The 17,391-nt window shown below is 71.2% G+C and carries 11 protein-coding genes; 8 read left to right on the plus strand and 3 right to left on the minus strand.

The window, feature by feature from the left end:
- Position 1: 1 nt before the first annotated feature.
- Positions 2-1,324, minus strand: a complete 1,323-nt coding sequence (locus tag ACQPZO_RS13375; RefSeq protein WP_433350202.1) for an NAD(P)/FAD-dependent oxidoreductase — start codon at positions 1,322-1,324, stop codon at positions 2-4.
- 341 nt (positions 1,325-1,665) lie between these two features.
- On the opposite strand from ACQPZO_RS13375, the gene ACQPZO_RS13380 reads away from it, so the two are divergent.
- The 4 genes from ACQPZO_RS13380 (at position 1,666) to ACQPZO_RS13395 (ending at position 6,333) form a co-directional block, all read left to right on the plus strand.
- Positions 1,666-3,726, plus strand: a complete 2,061-nt coding sequence (locus ACQPZO_RS13380; RefSeq protein WP_433350203.1) for a serine hydrolase domain-containing protein — start codon at positions 1,666-1,668, stop codon at positions 3,724-3,726.
- A 43-nt stretch (positions 3,727-3,769) separates the two neighbouring features.
- Positions 3,770-5,128, plus strand: a complete 1,359-nt coding sequence (locus ACQPZO_RS13385) for a sensor histidine kinase (protein ID WP_433350205.1) — start codon at positions 3,770-3,772, stop codon at positions 5,126-5,128.
- Complete coding sequence (locus ACQPZO_RS13390; protein WP_433350207.1) at positions 5,125-5,781, plus strand: response regulator; 657 nt, start codon at positions 5,125-5,127, stop codon at positions 5,779-5,781. The genes ACQPZO_RS13385 and ACQPZO_RS13390 overlap by 4 nt, the downstream gene beginning before the upstream one ends.
- A 162-nt stretch (positions 5,782-5,943) precedes the next feature.
- Positions 5,944-6,333 carry a hypothetical protein gene (locus ACQPZO_RS13395; RefSeq protein WP_433350209.1) on the plus strand — a complete coding sequence of 130 codons (390 nt, stop codon included), beginning with the start codon at positions 5,944-5,946 and terminating at the stop codon, positions 6,331-6,333.
- 106 nt (positions 6,334-6,439) lie between these two features.
- Here ACQPZO_RS13395 and ACQPZO_RS13400 read toward each other — a convergent pair whose 3' ends face one another.
- Positions 6,440-9,583 carry a GH92 family glycosyl hydrolase gene (locus tag ACQPZO_RS13400; protein ID WP_433350211.1) on the minus strand — a complete coding sequence of 1,048 codons (3,144 nt, stop codon included), beginning with the start codon at positions 9,581-9,583 and terminating at the stop codon, positions 6,440-6,442.
- A 245-nt stretch (positions 9,584-9,828) separates the two neighbouring features.
- Between ACQPZO_RS13400 and ACQPZO_RS13405 the strand changes: the two genes are divergently transcribed.
- The 4 genes from ACQPZO_RS13405 (at position 9,829) to ACQPZO_RS13420 (ending at position 16,267) form a co-directional block, all read left to right on the plus strand.
- Positions 9,829-11,046 carry a PP2C family protein-serine/threonine phosphatase gene (locus ACQPZO_RS13405; RefSeq protein WP_433350213.1) on the plus strand — a complete coding sequence of 406 codons (1,218 nt, stop codon included), beginning with the start codon at positions 9,829-9,831 and terminating at the stop codon, positions 11,044-11,046.
- A gap of 142 nt (positions 11,047-11,188) precedes the next feature.
- Positions 11,189-11,608: a VOC family protein gene (locus ACQPZO_RS13410; protein ID WP_433350215.1), complete on the plus strand. Its 420-nt coding sequence runs from the start codon at positions 11,189-11,191 to the stop codon at positions 11,606-11,608.
- 544 nt (positions 11,609-12,152) lie between these two features.
- Complete coding sequence (locus ACQPZO_RS13415; protein ID WP_433350217.1) at positions 12,153-15,206, plus strand: non-ribosomal peptide synthetase; 3,054 nt, start codon at positions 12,153-12,155, stop codon at positions 15,204-15,206.
- A gap of 2 nt (positions 15,207-15,208) precedes the next feature.
- Complete coding sequence (locus ACQPZO_RS13420) at positions 15,209-16,267, plus strand: LLM class flavin-dependent oxidoreductase (protein WP_433350965.1); 1,059 nt, start codon at positions 15,209-15,211, stop codon at positions 16,265-16,267.
- On the opposite strand, the gene ACQPZO_RS13425 is transcribed toward ACQPZO_RS13420, so the two are convergent.
- A complete protein-coding gene (locus ACQPZO_RS13425; RefSeq protein ID WP_433350218.1) occupies positions 16,224-17,222 on the minus strand; it encodes a thioesterase domain-containing protein in 999 nt (332 codons plus the stop codon). The two genes, ACQPZO_RS13420 and ACQPZO_RS13425, sit on opposite strands and share 44 nt — an antisense overlap.
- Positions 17,223-17,391: the final 169 nt, after the last annotated feature.

A 17,391-nucleotide genomic window follows, 5' to 3' on the forward strand; every position in this document is an offset into this window, starting at 1 on the left:
ATCAGGCGAAGAGGTTCTGCTGGTACATGCGGGACGTCGCGGCGAAGTCGTCGAAGACCGCGTAGTCGGCCGAGGACTCCTTCGCGGCGTCGTTGAGCAGGAAGAGGTTGGACGCCTGGAAGAACTCCGAAACCGGCGCGACGTCGGCGTGCGTGGCGATGAACCGGTCGGTCTCCTCCTGGTTGCCGCGCAACGCGAGGAACAGCTGCAGCTCGTCGTGCCGGTACGGCTGCATCTCCGCGAACGTGCACACATAGTCGTAGTAGGCGGCGGCGTTCTGGCTGCGGCGGCGGCCCTCGTACGCGGCCATCGACTCGTCGATCGACACCTCCCCGGTCAGCCACCGGTCCAGGGCGGCACTGACCAGTTCCGCGTCGCGGAAGGCGTGGGTCATGCCGATCGCGGTGCACTGGTCCTTCGCCGACTCGGCGTCGCCGACGAGCACCCAGCCGGGCCCGTGCAGCGGCCGGAGGAAGGCCGACTGGTCCAGGGTGCCGTAGATCCGCTCCTCCCGCGTCCCCTTGGTGCGGACCACATCGCCCAGCTCGGGGCTGACGAAGTCCAGCGCCCGCTGCATGTTGCCCGGCACGTCGGTGCGGAACTCCCGGGACCACTCGCTCGGCCCCCAGACCAGGACCATGTTCTGCGCGAAGTTGGTCGGCACCACCGCGCAGCCGAGTCGGCCACGCCGGTGGATCTGCCCGGATCCGAGATCGAACCCGGACCAGTAGCTCCAGTAGGCGAACGTGCACCGGGGCCGCTCGTCGTACTTGGGCAGATCGAGGGCGCGCGCGACGAACGAGTTCCGGCCGTCGGCACCGACCACGATCCGGGCCCGCTCCTCGAACACCTGGCCGTCGGCCGCTCGCCCCCGGACGCCGACGACCCGGCCGTCTTCGACGATCAGCTCCCGTACGGTGGAGTTGGTGCGGACCTCGGCACCGGCCTTGGCCGCGGCCTCGACGAGGATCTCGTCCAGCACCCGGCGGCGGACGGAGGCGTAGCTCTGCACCACGCCCGAGTCGTCGCCGTGCAGGTCCCGGAAGTACTCGCGCAGCAGGTCCGTCGGCACCGATCCGGTCAGTCGGATGCCGTCGTTGACGATGTCGATGGTCGTGTGCGTGGGGGTGACCTCGGTGACCTGGTCCAACAGGCCCCAGCGGTTGAGGTAGGACATCCCGTGCGGCCACAGGAAGTGTGTCGAGATGACGTCACTGGGGAACGCCGACCGGTCCACCACGAGCACCCGGTGCCCTTGCCTGGCGAGCAGCAGGGCGGTGGAGGCGCCCGCACAGCGGGCGCCGACCACTATCGCGTCGTACATGATTCGCAGTTCCTCCGATGGGGGTTCGGCTGCTCAGCCGGCCGACCATCCGGCGCGGCAGCGACCGGTGCGGCCCGGCGACCGCCCAGAAGGTCGCCGGCCGAGCGGGAATTAGACCGCCACCGTACACAGTGGACCGAAGTGGAGCGCCGAGCGGTCGAGGTTTTCGCCTCGCGGCCGGCTCGTGGCGCCACCGTCTCCCACTCAGGTCGCAAACCGATTGCGTCCCTGCGCCAGATGGCGCGGCGGCGCTGCTCCAGCAGGCTGTGTCAAGGGCATTCGAGTGACGCCGAACGGACCTCCTCCGGACACCCGAAAGCCTCGGAAGGCAGCAGACGACCATGTTCGACGCAGACGCCCCCGAACGGCTCACCTCACGACCCCGCCCACCCCGGTCCGGGTCCCGCCCCCTGCGCCGCGCGGCGTTCCTGGCGACGCTGTTCGCTGTCGCCGCGACGGCGGTCGCGGGCTGCGGCGCCGGCACGTCGCCGACCACCCCGGCCCCGCCCGTCGGCACCCCGGCCGCCCCGGGCGCGGCGACCGACCCGGCCGCCCTGAACGGCAGGGACGTCAACGCCTGGCTCGACGGCCTGCTCCCGGCCGCACTCCAACGGACCGGCATCGCCGGAGCCACGGTCGCCGTCGTCCGCGACGGAAAGCTCCTCACCGCCCGGGGATACGGCCACGCCGACACGGGCACCGACGACGGCGCGGTCCCCGTGCCCGTCGACCCCGACCGGCACCTGTTCCGGGTGGGATCGGTGTCGAAGCTCGTCACCGCGACCGCCGTCATGCAGCTCGTCGAGAAAGGCGAGCTCGACCTCGACGCCGACATCCGCGACCATCTCGACTTCACCCCGCCCCGCAGCTACGACCGGGCCGTCACGCTGCGGCACCTGCTGACCCACACCGCCGGGTTCGAGGAGCGGGTCGGCGGCCTGATCGACCTGGCAGGCACCGGAACCGACCTGCGCGACGCGCTGGCGACCGACCCGCCCGAGCAGATCTACGAGCCGGGCACCGTGCCCGCCTACTCCAACTACGGCAACGCGCTCGCCGGGTACATCGTCGAGCGGGTGAGCGGAACGCGCTTCGAGGAGTACGTCGAGCGCAACGTCCTCGGCCGCGCCGGCATGACGTCGTCGACCTTCGCCCAGCCGCTGCCGCCGCACCTGCGGGACCGCCTGTCCAACGGATACGACGACGCCTCCGCCCCGGCCGTACCATTCGAGACCGTCGGCGTCCCACCCGCCGGGGCGCTCAGCGCACCGGCGACGGACATGGCCCGCTTCATGCTCGCCCACCTGGGCGCGCCGGCCGGCGGGGCAGCCCTGCTCAGCCCTGCGACCCTCGAACTCATGCATCGGCCGGCGCTCGACGCGGCCTCGCTCGGCACCCTCGCCGGCGGCCCCCGGATGACTCTCGGGTTCTTCGAGGAGGACCGCAACGGCCACCGGATCCTCGGCCACGGCGGCGACACCTCGTACTTCCACTCCCACCTGCAGATTTACCCGGACGACCGGGCCGGCATCTTCATCTCGCTCAACAGCAACGGACGCGGCGCGATCGACAGCCACGAACTGCGGCAGGCGGTCCTGTCGGGGTTCGCCGACCGCTACTTCCCGCCGGCCAGGCCCCTGTCGGTCCGGGCCGTCGACGCGGCGACCACCGCCGAGCACGCCGCGATGGCCGCCGGCACCTACGAGAGTTCGCGGGCGATGCGCAGCACCTTCCTGACCGCGATCGGCCTGGTCGGCCGTACGACGGTGAGCGTCCAGGACGGCGGACGGCTGCTGTTCGAGCCCGGCCCGCTGTCGGACTCTCCCGCCCTGTACGAGGAGATCACCCCCCACGTCTGGCGGGAGGTCGGCGGGCAGCGCATCCTCTCGATGCGGGCGGTCGACGGCAGGGTGCAGGCGATCGGCTTCGAGTCCGCGTTCGCCCTCCTGCCGGTCGAGCCCGCCCGCAGCTCCACCCTCGCCGTCCCGGTGATCGCCGCGTCGGCGCTCGTGCTCGTCCTCGCCGTCCTGTCCTGGCCGGTCGGCGCGGTCGCCCGACGCCGCCTCGGCCGCGCCCCCCGCGATCCCGCCGGGCGCACCGCGCGGGTCCTGAGCCGCCTCGCCGTCGCCGGCGCCCTCCTCGCACTCGTCGGCTGGGGGTTGAGCATCGTCAGCATCATGGGCCTCCAGGACGTCCCGAGCGCCGCCCTGCGCGCCGTGCAGGCGTTACAACTGATCGGTCTGCTCGGTGTGCTGCCCGCCGCCGTCCGGTTCGTCGACGACATCCGCCGCCGTGCCGGCTGGCACCGGAGGGCCGCCAGCGGCCTGATCCTGCTCGCGCTCGCCGGTACGGGGTGGTTCGCCGTCGAGTTCATGCTGCTCGCCCCCGACATCTCCTACTGACCCGCCGACGCGCGCCGATCCCCGACGAAGGATGGTTATCGCCATGGCAGATCACCCCGGTGCTGGCCGAGCGCCCGCCGACACCCCCGGCTCGCCGGGACTGACCCGGCAGTTGGACGAACGGCTCACCAGGCTCGGAGTGACCGGACGGTTCGCGAGGGACTGCCTGCTGGCGGCCGGTGTCACCGTGGCGACGTTCGCGATGCTGACGACGTTCCTCCGGTTCGTCGCGCCCGTCGAGGGGCTCACCGTCGACCCGGCGCGGGCCCGGGTGCTCGTCGCCGTCGCCTGCGTGCAGGCCCTGGTGCTGTGCCTGCGTCGGGTACGTCCGCGGCTCTGCCTCGGGCTCGTCGTCGGCCTTCAGGTCGCCGTCACCGCGGCGGTCCCGTCCGAGGCGACGGTCCGTGGCATCGCACCGCTCGTCGCGGCCTACACCGTCGGCACCCTGTTCCCCGCCAGGACGGCACTGCTGCTGGCCGGCGCGGCCACGGTGGCCGAGGCGTCGGGGGTGATCGCCGTCACCGCCGGGACGGCCCCCGACCTCCTCGTCACGGCGCTCGGCCACCTCGCCTCGGGTGCCCTGTCCTACCTGGGAGCGACCCTCGTCGGCAGCTACGTCGCGACCCACCGGCGCTACCTGGAACTGGTGCGGGTGCGGGCGGACGACGCGCTCCGGGCGCACCGGGACAAGGTGCGGGCGGCGATCGGCGCGGAGCGCGCCCGGATGGCCCGGGAGCTGCACGACGTCGCCGCCCACCACCTGTCCGGCATGGTCGTGCAGGCGGCGGCGGTCGAGCGGCTGATCGACCGCGACCCCGCGGCGGCGAAGGCCGGCGTCGCGTGGATCCGCGGGCAGGGCAAGGAGACCCTCGACAACCTGAGACTCGTCGTGGGTGTGCTCCGGGGGCGGTCGGTCGACAGGGACAGCGCCGGGCACGACGACGACAACGCCCCGGTGCCGGGACTGGTCACCCTCGACGACCTCGTGCGCACCGCACGCGACCTCGGCACCTCCGTCGAGTTCGTCAGGGAGGGACCGCGGCGCGAGGTGTCCCCGATCGCCGACGTCGCGCTGTACCGGATGGTGCAGGAGTGCCTGTCCAACGCCCGCCAGCACGCCCCCGGCGCCCCGGTGCGCGTGGAGCTCCGCTTCCTGCCGCGCGAGGTCGCGCTCAGGGTGTCGAACGAACCCGCCACGCGCGCCCCCGAACCCGCGGCACGGACCGGCGGGGGAGTTGGCCTGGTCGGCATGCGGGAACGCGCACAGCTGATCGGTGCGCAGTTCGACGCCGGGCCGACGCCGACCGGCGGGTGGTCTGTCACAGTGGCGTTGCCGACGGGACGCGATGACGCGCCCGCCGGTTCGACGGCCACGGCCACGAAGGGAGAGGACCCGGCATGATCACGGTGCTGCTCGTCGACGACCAGGCGGTCGTGCGGGCCGGTTTCCGCGTCATCCTGGAGCAGGCGGGGGACATCGAGGTCGTGGCGGAGGCGTCCAGCGGATCCTCGGCGGTCGAGCTGGCCCGCCGGCTGCACCCGGACGTCATCTGCATGGACGTCCGGATGCCCGGCGGCGACGGGCTCACCGCGACCCGCCAGATCGTCGCCGACGCCGCCGGGGCGCCGCCGGCCGTGCTCGTGGTGACGACCTTCGACCTCGACGAGTACGTCTTCGGCGCGCTCGAGTCCGGGGCGAGCGGATTCATCCTCAAGGACTGCGAGCCCGACGACCTCATCGACGCGGTCCGCCGCCTCGCCAACGGATACGGGCTCGTCGACCAGGCCGTCACCCATCGGGTGATCTCGGAGTTCGCGCGGCGCAGGCCGACGTCCCCGTCCGACGCCGCGGTGGCCCACCAGCTCACCGCGCGGGAGAAGGAGATCGTGGGGCTGCTCGCCCAGGGCCTGTCGAACGTCGAGATCGCCGGTGAGTTGTTCATCGAGACCAGCACGGTCAAGTCCCACCTCGGGCGGGCCATGGCCAAGATCGGCGTACGCGACCGGTTGCAGACCGTTGTCTGGGCGTACCAGAACGGTCTGGTCCCGCGCTGACCGGGCACCCTCGCGGGTGCCTCCGCGCCGCGCGCTCGAATGCCCCCTCGGCGCCGCGACGGGCAGTACATTTGTCATGGAAAATCCATACCTATGGATGTATTTGTTAGGCTGGTCCGGCCTTGTCCCGCCAGTTTCGCGAATCCCGAGGGGATGATGACCATGATCGAACGGGCCTGTCGTGGGGTGCTGACCGTCGCTGTGCTCACCACGGCCGGGCTGGCCGTCGCCGCGCCGGCGCGGGCGGCCCAGGCCGACATCACCGTCACCTCGGCCAGCGCGGTGACCGTCGACCAGCTCCAGGTCAACGGCACGGTGACCTGCACCGGATCGACCGGTGCCGCGCATCTCAGCGTGTTCGCGACGCAGGTCATGCCGTTCTCGTTCGGAACGGCGTCCGTGGACGTGCCCTGCGCGAGCGGCCCGGTGGCCTGGGAGATCTTCATCTTCAGCGGATCGGGGTGGCAGTCCTTCCACCAGGTCACCGTGAACGCGCAGATGACCGACGACGCCCAGGGCGCGGACAGCGACTCCGGCAACTGGTGGGCGTAGGCCGCCGGACCGGGCCCCGCCGCGTCCGTCGGACCGGGGGATGCCCGGTGACATCCGGGAAGGACCTGACCGTGGCTGGCCGTACGGGGCGGCCAGCCACGGGGCGTCAGGTTCCGTAGACCTCGACCTCGTACAGCCGGGCGGCGGTGTCGGTGGTCTGGGTGGCGGTGAGGACGTTGAGGCGCACGTACCGGCCGTCCGTCGAGACCTGGTGGCTGGTGATGTCGGCCGTGTTGCCCCTGACCTGCGCCACCGTCGTCCAGGTCGTGCCGTCGGCGGACAGTTGCAGGTCGAAGTCCCTGGTGTTCCACGCACGGTTCTCGCCGCCGGCACCGGCGTGGTGGATGTCGATCGACCCGACCCGGCGGCTCGCGCCCAGGTCGACGCGCAGGGATCTGGTGCCGCCGGTGGCGCACCACTTGTCGGAGCCGCCGCCCGAGGTGCTGCCGTTGACGGCCTTCTCGGGTCCCTCGCTCGCGGCGCACTGGGAGTCCGCGGTGGCCGGCCGGTTCAGTGCGAGATTGGTCTGGTTGTTCGCGCCGTACACCTCGAACTCGTCGATGCGTGCCGCATTGTTGCCGTTGTTGGTGGGGGTGGTGACGTTCAGTCGGACGAAACGGGCGGTCGCCGCGAGGATCGGGTGGTAGGTCCGGCTCGACCGGTTGCCGGATACCGAGACGCGCGTCGTCCAGGCGCTGCCGTCGGTGCTGGTCTGGATCGTGAAGTCGCCGGTGTTCCAGCCGGTGGTCTCACCGCCGAGCCCGGCGTGCTTGACCACGAACGAGCGGACCGTCTGGGGCGATCCCAGGTCGACCTGGAGGAACTTGGTGCCGGCGGCGAGCGAGCACCACTTGCTGGCGCTGCCGAGCCGGCTGTCGAGGGCCTTGTCGGGGCCCTCGGTGGAGTTGCACCCGGTCGACCCGGTGGCCGGCCTCCCGGCGGCCAGGTTGGGGCCCAGCTCGGGGGCGGCGGCCGCCGGGGTGGACCCGTCGGTGAACGACGGCGGCGCGTCGACGGGACTGGTGCCCCACGACGAGGGCGCGGCGCCCATCGCGTACGACAGCGTCGCCCCACCGGCGAGGTCGCCGTACCGCAGCCAGGTGCGCTGCGTCGCCGAGCCGTTCCGGGACAGGCTCTGCACGTACTGGTTGCCCTGCCCGGCGTTGGCGGCGTTGATCTGGAGGTCACCGGTCGGACGGTCGACCAGGATCGACGGGAAGATCGGCCCGTGCAGGGCCAGGGTGTCCGCGCCGGGCGTGGGCGGGTACATGCCGAGCGCGGACCAGACGTACCAGGCAGAGGTCGCGCCGAGGTCGTCGTTGCCGGGCAGCCCGCCGGCGCCGGTGGTGAACGACTCGTTCATGATCCGCCGGACCGCGGCGCTGGTGCCGGCCGGCGCGGCGGCGAAGTGGTAGGCCCACGGCACGCCGTGCTCCGGCTCGTTGCCGATGTAGAAGTACGGCTGCGACTGGCCGCCGTTGGTCTGGGTGAAGTGGTGGTCGAGCCGCTGGATCGCGGTCTGCCGGCCACCCATCAGGTCGATCAGGCCGCCGAGGTGGTAGGGGATCATCCAGGTGTACTGCGACGCGTTGCCCTCGACGTAGTTCGACTGGCTGGCCGGGTCGAGCGGCCACGGCCAGGTGCCGTCGGCGTTGCGCGGATGGACGTAACCCGACTCGGTGTTGAACACGTTGCGCCACCACTGGGCCCGTGTCATGTGGGTGTCGTACGTGGCCGCGTCGCCGAGGGCGCGGGCGAACTGGGCGACCGCGAAGTCACTCGCCGAGTACTCCAGCGAGTCTGAGGGGTCGCCGTCGATGTACTGGCGCTGCACGTAGCCGCTCTGCCGCCCCCGGACCGGGCTGCCCTGGGTCGTGCCGCCGGCGGAGCTCTTCTTCATCAGCGCCAGCGCGGCGGCGGTGTCGAAGTCGCGGACACCGAACTGGTAGAGGCTGCCCACGACGATCGGGCCGGGATCCCCGGTCATGACGAACGCCTCGCTGGTGTTGTGCGACCACTTGGGCAGCAGGCCGCCGTGCTGCCCGTCGAGCACCATGGACTTGGCGATGTCGGCTGCCTCGTCGGGTGCGAGGAACGCGATCAGCGCCGCCCAGGAACGGTAGATGTCCCAGCCGGAGTAGTTCTGGTAGACGGGGTGGCCGGCAGTGCGGACGACGTTGTCGAATCCGCGGTACTGCCCGTTGACGTCGTTGGACACGTTGGGGTTGATGAAGACGCGGTACAGCGCGGTGTAGAACTTCTGCAGGTCGGCGCCGGAGCCGCCGGTGACCTGCACCCGGTTGAGCACGGCGTTCCACCGGGCGGCGGCCTGCGCGCGCGTCGCGTCGAAGCCGAAGCTGGGCTGTTCGCCGGCGAGATTGGCCTGGGCACCGGCCTGGCTGACGAACGATATGCCCACCCTGACCTGCACGACGGGATTGCTGGACGTGTCGAAGGTCAGGTAGCCGCCGGAGTTCGTGCCGCTGGTGCTGGCCGATCCGGCGTTGACCGTCCCGCCCAACCAGGTGCCGACCCCGGTCGGGGCGCGGTCGAACTCCATCCGGTAGAAGATCTGGTAGGTCTTCGCGGTTCCACAGAAGCCGCCGCCGGTGACGCTGCCCGTCACGGAGGAACCGCTGATGGTGATCGAACCGTTCCGGTTGCCGGTGGCGCTGCGGCTGGTGTTGATCAACACTCTGGCCGTGGTGCTGGACGGATACGTCAGGCGGAGGGCGGCCGTGCGCGTGGTCGCCGTGGCCTCCACCCTCGTGTTGCCGTAGTTGCTGAGCACCGCCTGGTAGAAGCCGGGACTGGCCTGCTCCTGGCTCTTGTTCTGGGTGGCCCGGTAGGACGTCCAGGACGTCCCGGGTGAGGACCCGAGGGCGCCGGTGATCGGCAGGATGCCGAGGTCCTCGTTGTTGGGGCAGCCCGCGCCGTTGAAGTGGGTGAGGCTGAACTCCTCGATCTCGGTGTCGCTGTAGCGGTAGCCGGAGGGCGAGGCCGTCGGTGTGTCAGGGCTGAGCTGCACCATGCCGAAGGGCTGGATCGGGCCGGGGATCGTACTGCCACCGGCGCCGCCGCCCACCGGGTTGGGGGCGTTGCTGTCGTCGGTGCCGATGAACGGATTGACGTGCTGCGTGAGATCGGCCGCCGCGGCCTCGGCGGGCGGGGCGACGGCTACGAGCGCGGACGTGGCGGTGACGGCGGCGGTCAGCAGGCTGAGCAGACGGGACGGGCCTGGTCGGTGCATGCTCCGGGTCCTCCTTGGGCGTGGGGTGGCGCCTTCCGGTGACGAACTTACTATTCACAACTATCAATGATTTGTTCTAAGCCTTGAACTCCCCGGTGTCAACGGGCGCCGCCCGGACGGCCGGCGCACCCTCCGAGGTCACGCCGATAAGCCTGTGCCAACTGGCGGGCGGTGCGCCACGGCCCGGTCCGAGACGGGTCGTTCCCGGGGTCTGTTCCGGCCGGGGGAGGGCTACGCTTCCGGTGATGGCGCGGGGTGGTGGGAGCGACGAGCGGCTGCGCCGGATCGAGGCGGTCGCCGATGTCGCGCTGTCCCAGCTCGGCGTCACCGACTTCCTCGACGAGCTCCTTGACCGCGTCCGAGAGGCGCTCAGGGTTGACACCGCCGCCATCCTGCTGCTGGACGTGCACGCCCAGCAGCTTGTGGCCACCGCGGCGAAGGGGCTGGAGGAGGAGGTCCGCAGGGGTGTCCGGATCTCCGTCGGCAGTGGATTCGCCGGCCGGATCGCTCGGGACAGGCATCCCGTCATGTTGGACAACCTCACGGCCGGGGACGTGGTCAGCCCGATCCTCTTCGGCAAGGGGGTCCGCTCACTGCTGGGCGTGCCGATGTTCGCCGGCGGCGAGGTGATCGGCGTATTGCACGTCGGCTGCTTCAAGCCGCATCGATTCACCGATGACGACGTGAAGCTGCTTCAGTTGGCCGGCGAGAGGGCGAGCCTCGCCAGCCAGGCCGAGGCCGGCAGCATGGACCGCGCCGCCGCCCTCGCCCTGCAACGCAGCCTGCTGCCCACCCACCTGCCCGACGCGCCCGGCGTCGACATGGCCGCCCGCTACGTCCCCGGCCACGACGCCGGCGTCGGCGGCGACTGGTACGACGTGTTCACGCTGCCCTCCGGCTGGCTGGGGGTCGTCATCGGCGACGTGTCCGGACACGGACTGCGCTCCGCCGTGGTGATGGGCCGCCTGCGCAGCGCACTGCGCGCCTACGCCCTGGTCTGCGACGACCCGGCCAGCGCGTTGACCCTGCTCGATCGCAAGGTCCACCACTTCGAGACCGGGAACCTCGCCACGGTCCTGTACGCCATGATCTCCCCGGACCGCACCACCATCCGACTGTCCCTCGCCGGGCACCTGCAACCCATCCTGGCCGCGCCGGGCCGGCCAGCCATCGCGCTGAACAATCCGGTCGATCTTCCGTTGGGCACGGGCCCGCGCCAGCCGGCCCGCCGGTACACCGAAGTCGTGTTCCCGCCCGAGGCGGCCCTCATCTGCTACACCGACGGGCTCGTCGAACGCCGCGGCGAAGTCATCGACGTCGGCATCCAACGGCTCTGCTCAGCCGTCGAGCCAGGTCCCGCCGAATCGGTCTGCGCCCGCATCATGACCACACTCGCCGCCGAGCAGGCGACCGACGACATGGCCCTGCTCGCCATCCACTCAACCCGCCGGGATCAACCCTGACCTGCAAGCCGGGCGCTGGCGTCGACGGCGGCGATCAGCGGTGACGTGATCAGGCTGGCCGGCGTGTGCAGCCGCTCCAGGCCGCGCCGTAGCATCCGCCTTACTGTTCAGCGGGGGCCGACGGTTGCGAAAGGCGTGAGACGTGGCGGTAGCAGGGTTCTCAGGGATCCACCACATCGCGCTGAACGTGCGCGACCTCGATGCCTCGGTACGCTGGTACAGCGACGTCCTGGACTTCTCACCGCTGTTCCGGTGGGACACCGACAGCTTCGACCGGCAGCTGATGCGCCACCCGAGCGGAGCCGTCATCGCTTTGACGACGCACCGGCACGCGGATGCCGGCGCGGAGTTCAGTGAACATCGGACGGGACTCGACCACCTGGCGTTCGCGGTGCGGACGCGGGCCGAGCTGGAGGCGTGGGCCTCCCGGCTGACCGATGCCGGCGTCGCGCACTCCGGGATCACGGTTACGCCACCGATGGGCTTCACGCTGATCGCGTTCCGGGACCCGGACAACATCCAGCTCGAGATGTACCTCGCGGAGAACGCCCCGGATCGCTGAGCGGCGGCCTCCGGCGCGCCGCAGCGCAGCCGGCGCTCGACGGCCGGCCGCGTCCGCCTGACGGCGGAGTGCCGGCAATCTGACGCTGAGTGACCTTGGCAGCCCTCGGGGTCCCCTTGTTGCCCGAGTCTGTGTCGGTTCTACCGACCGATCGGCATCGCTGCCGCGGCGGGGGCCCGGGGCCGGGTTCGAGGGCCGGCGGTGCGGTGTGGCGGTCGGGGTCGCGTCCGCGTGTGGCATCCGCTTGATGCCACGTGACGTGCGCCGTAGCCTGTCGAGGATCATTCGTCGCGGGCGGCTCGGAGTCGCGCCTCAGGGGGTTCGTGTGCCGGAAGCCGCATTGCTCCGCCTGGTCCGGGCGGCGGCCTCCGACGGTGTGCGGGTGCGCCTCGACGCCGTCCGCGATCCGGACGGCCGGGTCACTGACTGTCACCGGCAGAGGTGGCTCGCGTCCTCACTCGAGGGTCGCTCCGCCCGCGCTCGGCGAACCGCATCAGACGACTGCCATGACGTCCTCGACGTCGATCGGGTGAGGTGAACCGTGTTGTCCGCGAAGGAAAACGCGCTGTGGATGCTGGAGCGGTTGCTGCCGGAGACCGGCGTGAACAACGTGCCGCTGGCGCTGGTGACGACGGAACGGTTGGACACCGCGGCGGTACAGGCGACGTTGGACCAGTTGGCGCGGCGGCATCGGGCGCTGCGGACCCGGTTCGTCGAGGTTGACGGGCTGCCGACGCGGGTGGTGGCGGAGTCCGCGACGGTGCCGCTCGAGGTGGTGCAGGCAGCGTCCGACGAGGCCGGTCAGGTGTGCCGGACCGTCACGGGGCGGCCGTTCGACCTCGCCGTCGACATCCCGGTCCGCGCGGTCCTGGTGCGAAGCCCGGACCGGCACCTCATCTGCCTGTGCCTGCACCATCTCGCGGTGGACGCGGTGTCCGGCGCGGTGCTGATCGAGGAGTTCGCGGCGCTGTATCCGGCGATGCTCGTCGACGGCCGGCCGCCGGCGGAGCTCGCCGGGCCCGGACCGGCCCCGGAGCTCGCCGAGCCGACGGCGGCGGCGTTCGCCTTCTGGCAGCGGCACCTCGCGGACCTGCCGGGCGTTCCGGCGGCGTTGGAGTTCGGACGGCCGGACCCGGCGGCGCCGACGTTCGCCGGCGGCACCGTCACCCGGCGACTGTCCGCGGCGGCGCTCGCCGGCATGCGAGACCTGCGCCGGGCGTGCCGCGCGACCGACAACATCGTGTTGTTGGCGCTGTACTACGTGCTGTTGATGCGCCATGGCGCGGGCCAGGACGTCGTGGTGGGGGTCCCGGTCGATCTGCGGGACGGCGCGGCCCGTCGGGCGGTCGGCTATCACATGAACACGCTGCCGTTGCGGCTGGATGTGGCACCGGAACGCACGTTCCATGAGTTGGTGCGGGAAGTCCGTCGGTTGTTCGTCACCGCGATGGACCACGCCGATGTCTCCTACGAGGGACTGGAGACGTCGCACACGCGCAACGACGCGGCGTGGTGGGTGCCGCCGTTCCGCCACATGTTCAACTACCGGCCGCCGCCGGAGCCGATGACCGGCGGCCGGGACGAGCTGGCGGCGGAGCTGTGGGAGATCGACAGCGATCACAGCAGGGTCGACCTCGAACTGGTGGTGACGCGCGAGGGCGACGGCGTCACGCTGAAGGCGGTCTACGGTTCGGACGTCCACGACGCGGACGACATCGTCGCTCTTCTGGCGCGGTACGAGGCGGTGTTGGAAAGCCTGCCGGCTCAGGTCGACCGGCCGATCGGTGGGCTCGACGTCTGGAGCGCCGCGGATCGGGCCGTGGTCGACGACGCCAACGCGACGACGGTCGACGGCCCGCGGAGAACGGTGGCGGAGGAGATCGCCGCGCAGGCGGCGGCCCGGCCGGAATCGGCGGCGATCATCGGTCGCGACGGCGTGACGTGGACGTACCGAGACGTGGTGGCGCGGGCGGCCGGTGTCGCCGCGCTGCTGGCGCGGGCCGGGGTGGGCAGGGGCGCGATCGTCGGCCTCTACGCCGAACGGGACTTCCCGTGCGCGGTGGCCGCGTTGGGCATCTGGCAGGTGGGGGCGGCGTACCTGCCGCTCGATCCGGACCAGCCGGCCGCGCGACTCGCGTACGAGCTCACGGATGCCGAGGTCACCGTGCTGCTGGCGGACCGGGAGCCACCGCCGGGCGTGGTCCCCGCCGGCTGCCGGGTGATCGAGCTCGGCACGGTGGATCCGGACGAGCGCGGCTGGCAGGCGCCGGCGCCGACCGATCCGGCGTACGTCATCTACACCTCCGGCTCGACCGGGTTGCCGAAGGGCGTCGTGATCAGCCACGCCAACCTGGCGAACGTGGTGCGGCACTTCATCGCCGACATCGGCGTGACCAGCCAGGACGCCCTGCTGTGGCTGACCACCTACGCGTTCGACATCTCCGCCCTCGAGATCTTCCTGCCGCTGGTCGCCGGCGCCCGGGTGGTCGTCGCCGACGACGCCGCCCGCAGCGACGGCGCGGTCCTGCTCGACCTGGTGCAGCGCTACGACGTGTCGGTGCTGCAGGCGACGCCGACGACGTGGCGGCTGGTGGTCCAGGACGCGAAGGGCCGGCTGCGGGGGCGGCGGGTCCTCTGCGGTGGTGAGCCGCTGCCGGCGCATCTGGCGCGGGCGCTGCTCGCGACCGGCTGCACGCTGTGGAACGTGTACGGGCCGACCGAGACGACGATCTGGTCCACCAGCGCGCTGGTCACCGACATCGACGGGGGCGTGGCGGTGGGGCGGCCGATCGCGAACACCACCGTGGTCATCGCCGACGGGGAGGGCCGGCCGCAGCCGCCCGGAATGCCGGGCGAGGTGTGCATCGGCGGCGACGGCGTCGCCATCGGCTACCTGCGTCGTCCCGAGTTGACGGCGCAGCGGTTCGGTGAGCTCGGCGGTGCGGGCCGGTTCTACCGCACCGGCGATGTGGGCCGCTGGCGTCACGACGGCACGCTCGAACTGCGCGGACGCACCGACCGTCAGATCAAGCTGCGGGGGCACCGGATCGAGCTCGGCGAGGTGGAGGCGGTGCTGGAGCAGCATCCGCGGGTGAGCGCCGCCGCAGTGGTACTGGCCGGCGATCCGAGCGCCGACGGCGCACTGGTGGCCTTCGTGCGCGGTGCCGACGCGGACATCGCCGACGACGTGTGGCGTTTCGCGAAGGACCAGCTCGCGTCGTACGCGGTCCCCACCGACGTGGCGGTGCTGGAAGTGATGCCGACGACCGGCAACGACAAGGTGGACTATCCGACGCTGACCGCGATGGCCGAACAGCGGGCAGCGGCCCGGAGGGCCGATTCGGCCGAGGGTGCTCCGGTGGTTGACGGCCTGGTCGGCGAGTTCGTGGCGTTGTGGCGGGGCATTCTCAGGGCGCCGCAGCTGCACGAACAGTCGAATTTCTTCCGCAGCGGCGGTCATTCGCTGCTCGCCGCGAAACTGGCGCAGGAGGTCACCAGGTCGACCGGGGTGAATGTGCCGTTGGCCGCGATCTTCTCGGCACCGACACCGCAGGCCCTGGCCGGGTTCGTGCTGGACCAGCAATCGGATGGGGCATGACGATGCGGCTCGGACTCAGTCTCGGTATGTTGCACGACCGGACCAGTCTCGATGATCTGTTGGCGTTGGCGCAGGCGGCGGACCAGTTGGGGTACGACGCGCTGTGGATCGCCGAGGCGTACAGCAGCGACGCGCCGACGCTGCTGGGCTGGCTGGCCCCGCAGACCGAGCGGATCGACCTGGGTGCCGCGGTCATGCAGATTCCGGCGCGGGCGCCGACGATGACGGCGATGACCGCGGCGACGCTCGACCTGGCCAGCGGCGGCCGGTTCCGACTGGGGCTGGGGATTTCCGGCCCGGTGGTGTCGGAGGGCTGGTACGGGGTGCCCTTCGGACAGCCGTTGACCCGTACCCGGGAGTACGTGGCCGTGGTCCGCGCGGCACTGACCCGCCGGCCGGTCCGGTTCGCCGGGCGGCACACGACGTTGCCGCTGCCCGGGGCGCCGGGCGAGCCGCAACGGTTGACGATGCGCCCGTTGCGGGGCGACCTGCCGATCTATCTGGCGGCGTTGGGGCCGAAGAATCTGGAACTGGCCGGGGAGATCGCCGACGGATCGCTGTCGCTCTTCCTGCCGCCGGAGGGCGTGGCGGAGACCCTCGCGCATATCGCGAAGGGCCGGGACCGGGCGTCGGGCGACAAATCCGAGTTCGATCTGGTCGCCACGTTGCCAATGGCGATCGGTGATGACCTGGAGGCGTGCGCGAACAGGGTGAGGCCGTATGCCGCCCAATTCCTGGGCGTGGGCGGCACGGCCCGCAACTTCTACGTCGAACAGGCCGAGAGACTCGGTTACGGCGACGCGGCGCACAAGGTGCGGAAACTGTTCCAGGAAGGCGACCCGGACGCGCTCGCGGCGGTGCCGTTTGAATTCCTCGACCGTACGTGCCTAATCGGCCCCGCCGAGCGGATCGAGGCCAAGGTGCGCGCGTACGCCGCAGCCGGTCTCGGCACGTTGTCGGTCGCGCCACGCGGTGCGACGATGGACGAGCGAATTGCTGGGCTGCGGGAGATGGCGGCTATCTGGCGGCGTTGTGGCTTTCCGCTGCGGCGTACTGGATGAGCCAGTCACGGAATTCGGCGGTCGCGAATATCTCCGTGTGTGAGGGGCTGTACCGGATGTCGACGCCGTCGCTGAACATGGTGGCGAGGTGTGCCATCACCTTGTCCTTGCTTTCGGCGATCGACGTCAGGTAGGAGTCGGTGAACCAGGCGGTCGCCGCGGTGGCGACCGGGGCCAGCGTGTCGCCACCGGTGAGGCCGATCAGGTCGGCGACGACCCCGAGCCCGCGGTAGAGGACGCGTTCCATCGGGTCCTGGTGGGGGCGTGGATCGTCCATGCGTTCCAGCACCTGGGCGAGCGGTGTGTCGGTCGCGGGTTTGCGCAGCAGGCGCGCGGCCGGTTCGGGACGGCGCTTGAGCTGGTGCAGCCGGAACATGACGGCGTCGCGTCTCGACGCGGCCAGGTGCCGCAGGTCCGGGTCGATGAAGAACATCCGTTCGACCGTCTCCCCCCGGCCTTCCAGCAGGTTCGCCATCGCGACGGCGATGACGGCGCCGGCGCAGTATCCGGCGAGCCGGTAGGGACCCGCAGGCTGGGCGGCACGGATCTGGTCGGTGTACCGGACGGCGAGTTCCTCGATCGACGCGGGCGTGGGCTCGTCGTACCAACCGGGGGCGCGCAGCCCGATCAGGGGGGTCGGCAACCCGATCCCGTCGAGGTGCTTGAGGAACCAGCTCACCTCGCCGTCGGCACCGTGCACCAGCCACGTCGCGGTGCCGCTTCCCCCCGCGAGGCGCAATTGCGGGCCGGGCCGGTTGATCGGCTGGTCGGCGATGAACTGGCCGAGCTGTGCCGGAGTCAGCACGCTGAGTGCCGCCGGGTCGGCGCGGAGGTGGAAAATCTCGAACAGGTCGCGCCGGATGCGTTCCCATTCCCCGTCGATGATGCCCAACTCACCGAGAGTAACGTGGATCGGCGGCAGCTGTAACAATCCCATCGCCTCGGCGATGACCATTTGACTGCCGACTGTCGCGTAATCGGCAAATTCGCTACTCAAGCGGCTCAGGGGGTCTTGTGGCACGCGTCAGTGTAGCTGGGAACCGATGAGGGAGGCGTGGCGCAGTGACCGTTGACATGCCCTGGACGCCCGACTATCGTCCCGGAGGCTGGCTGGCCCAAAAGTA

It is taken from the genome of Micromonospora sp. CA-111912, assembly GCF_050948415.1.
GTDB lineage: Bacteria > Actinomycetota > Actinomycetes > Mycobacteriales > Micromonosporaceae > Micromonospora.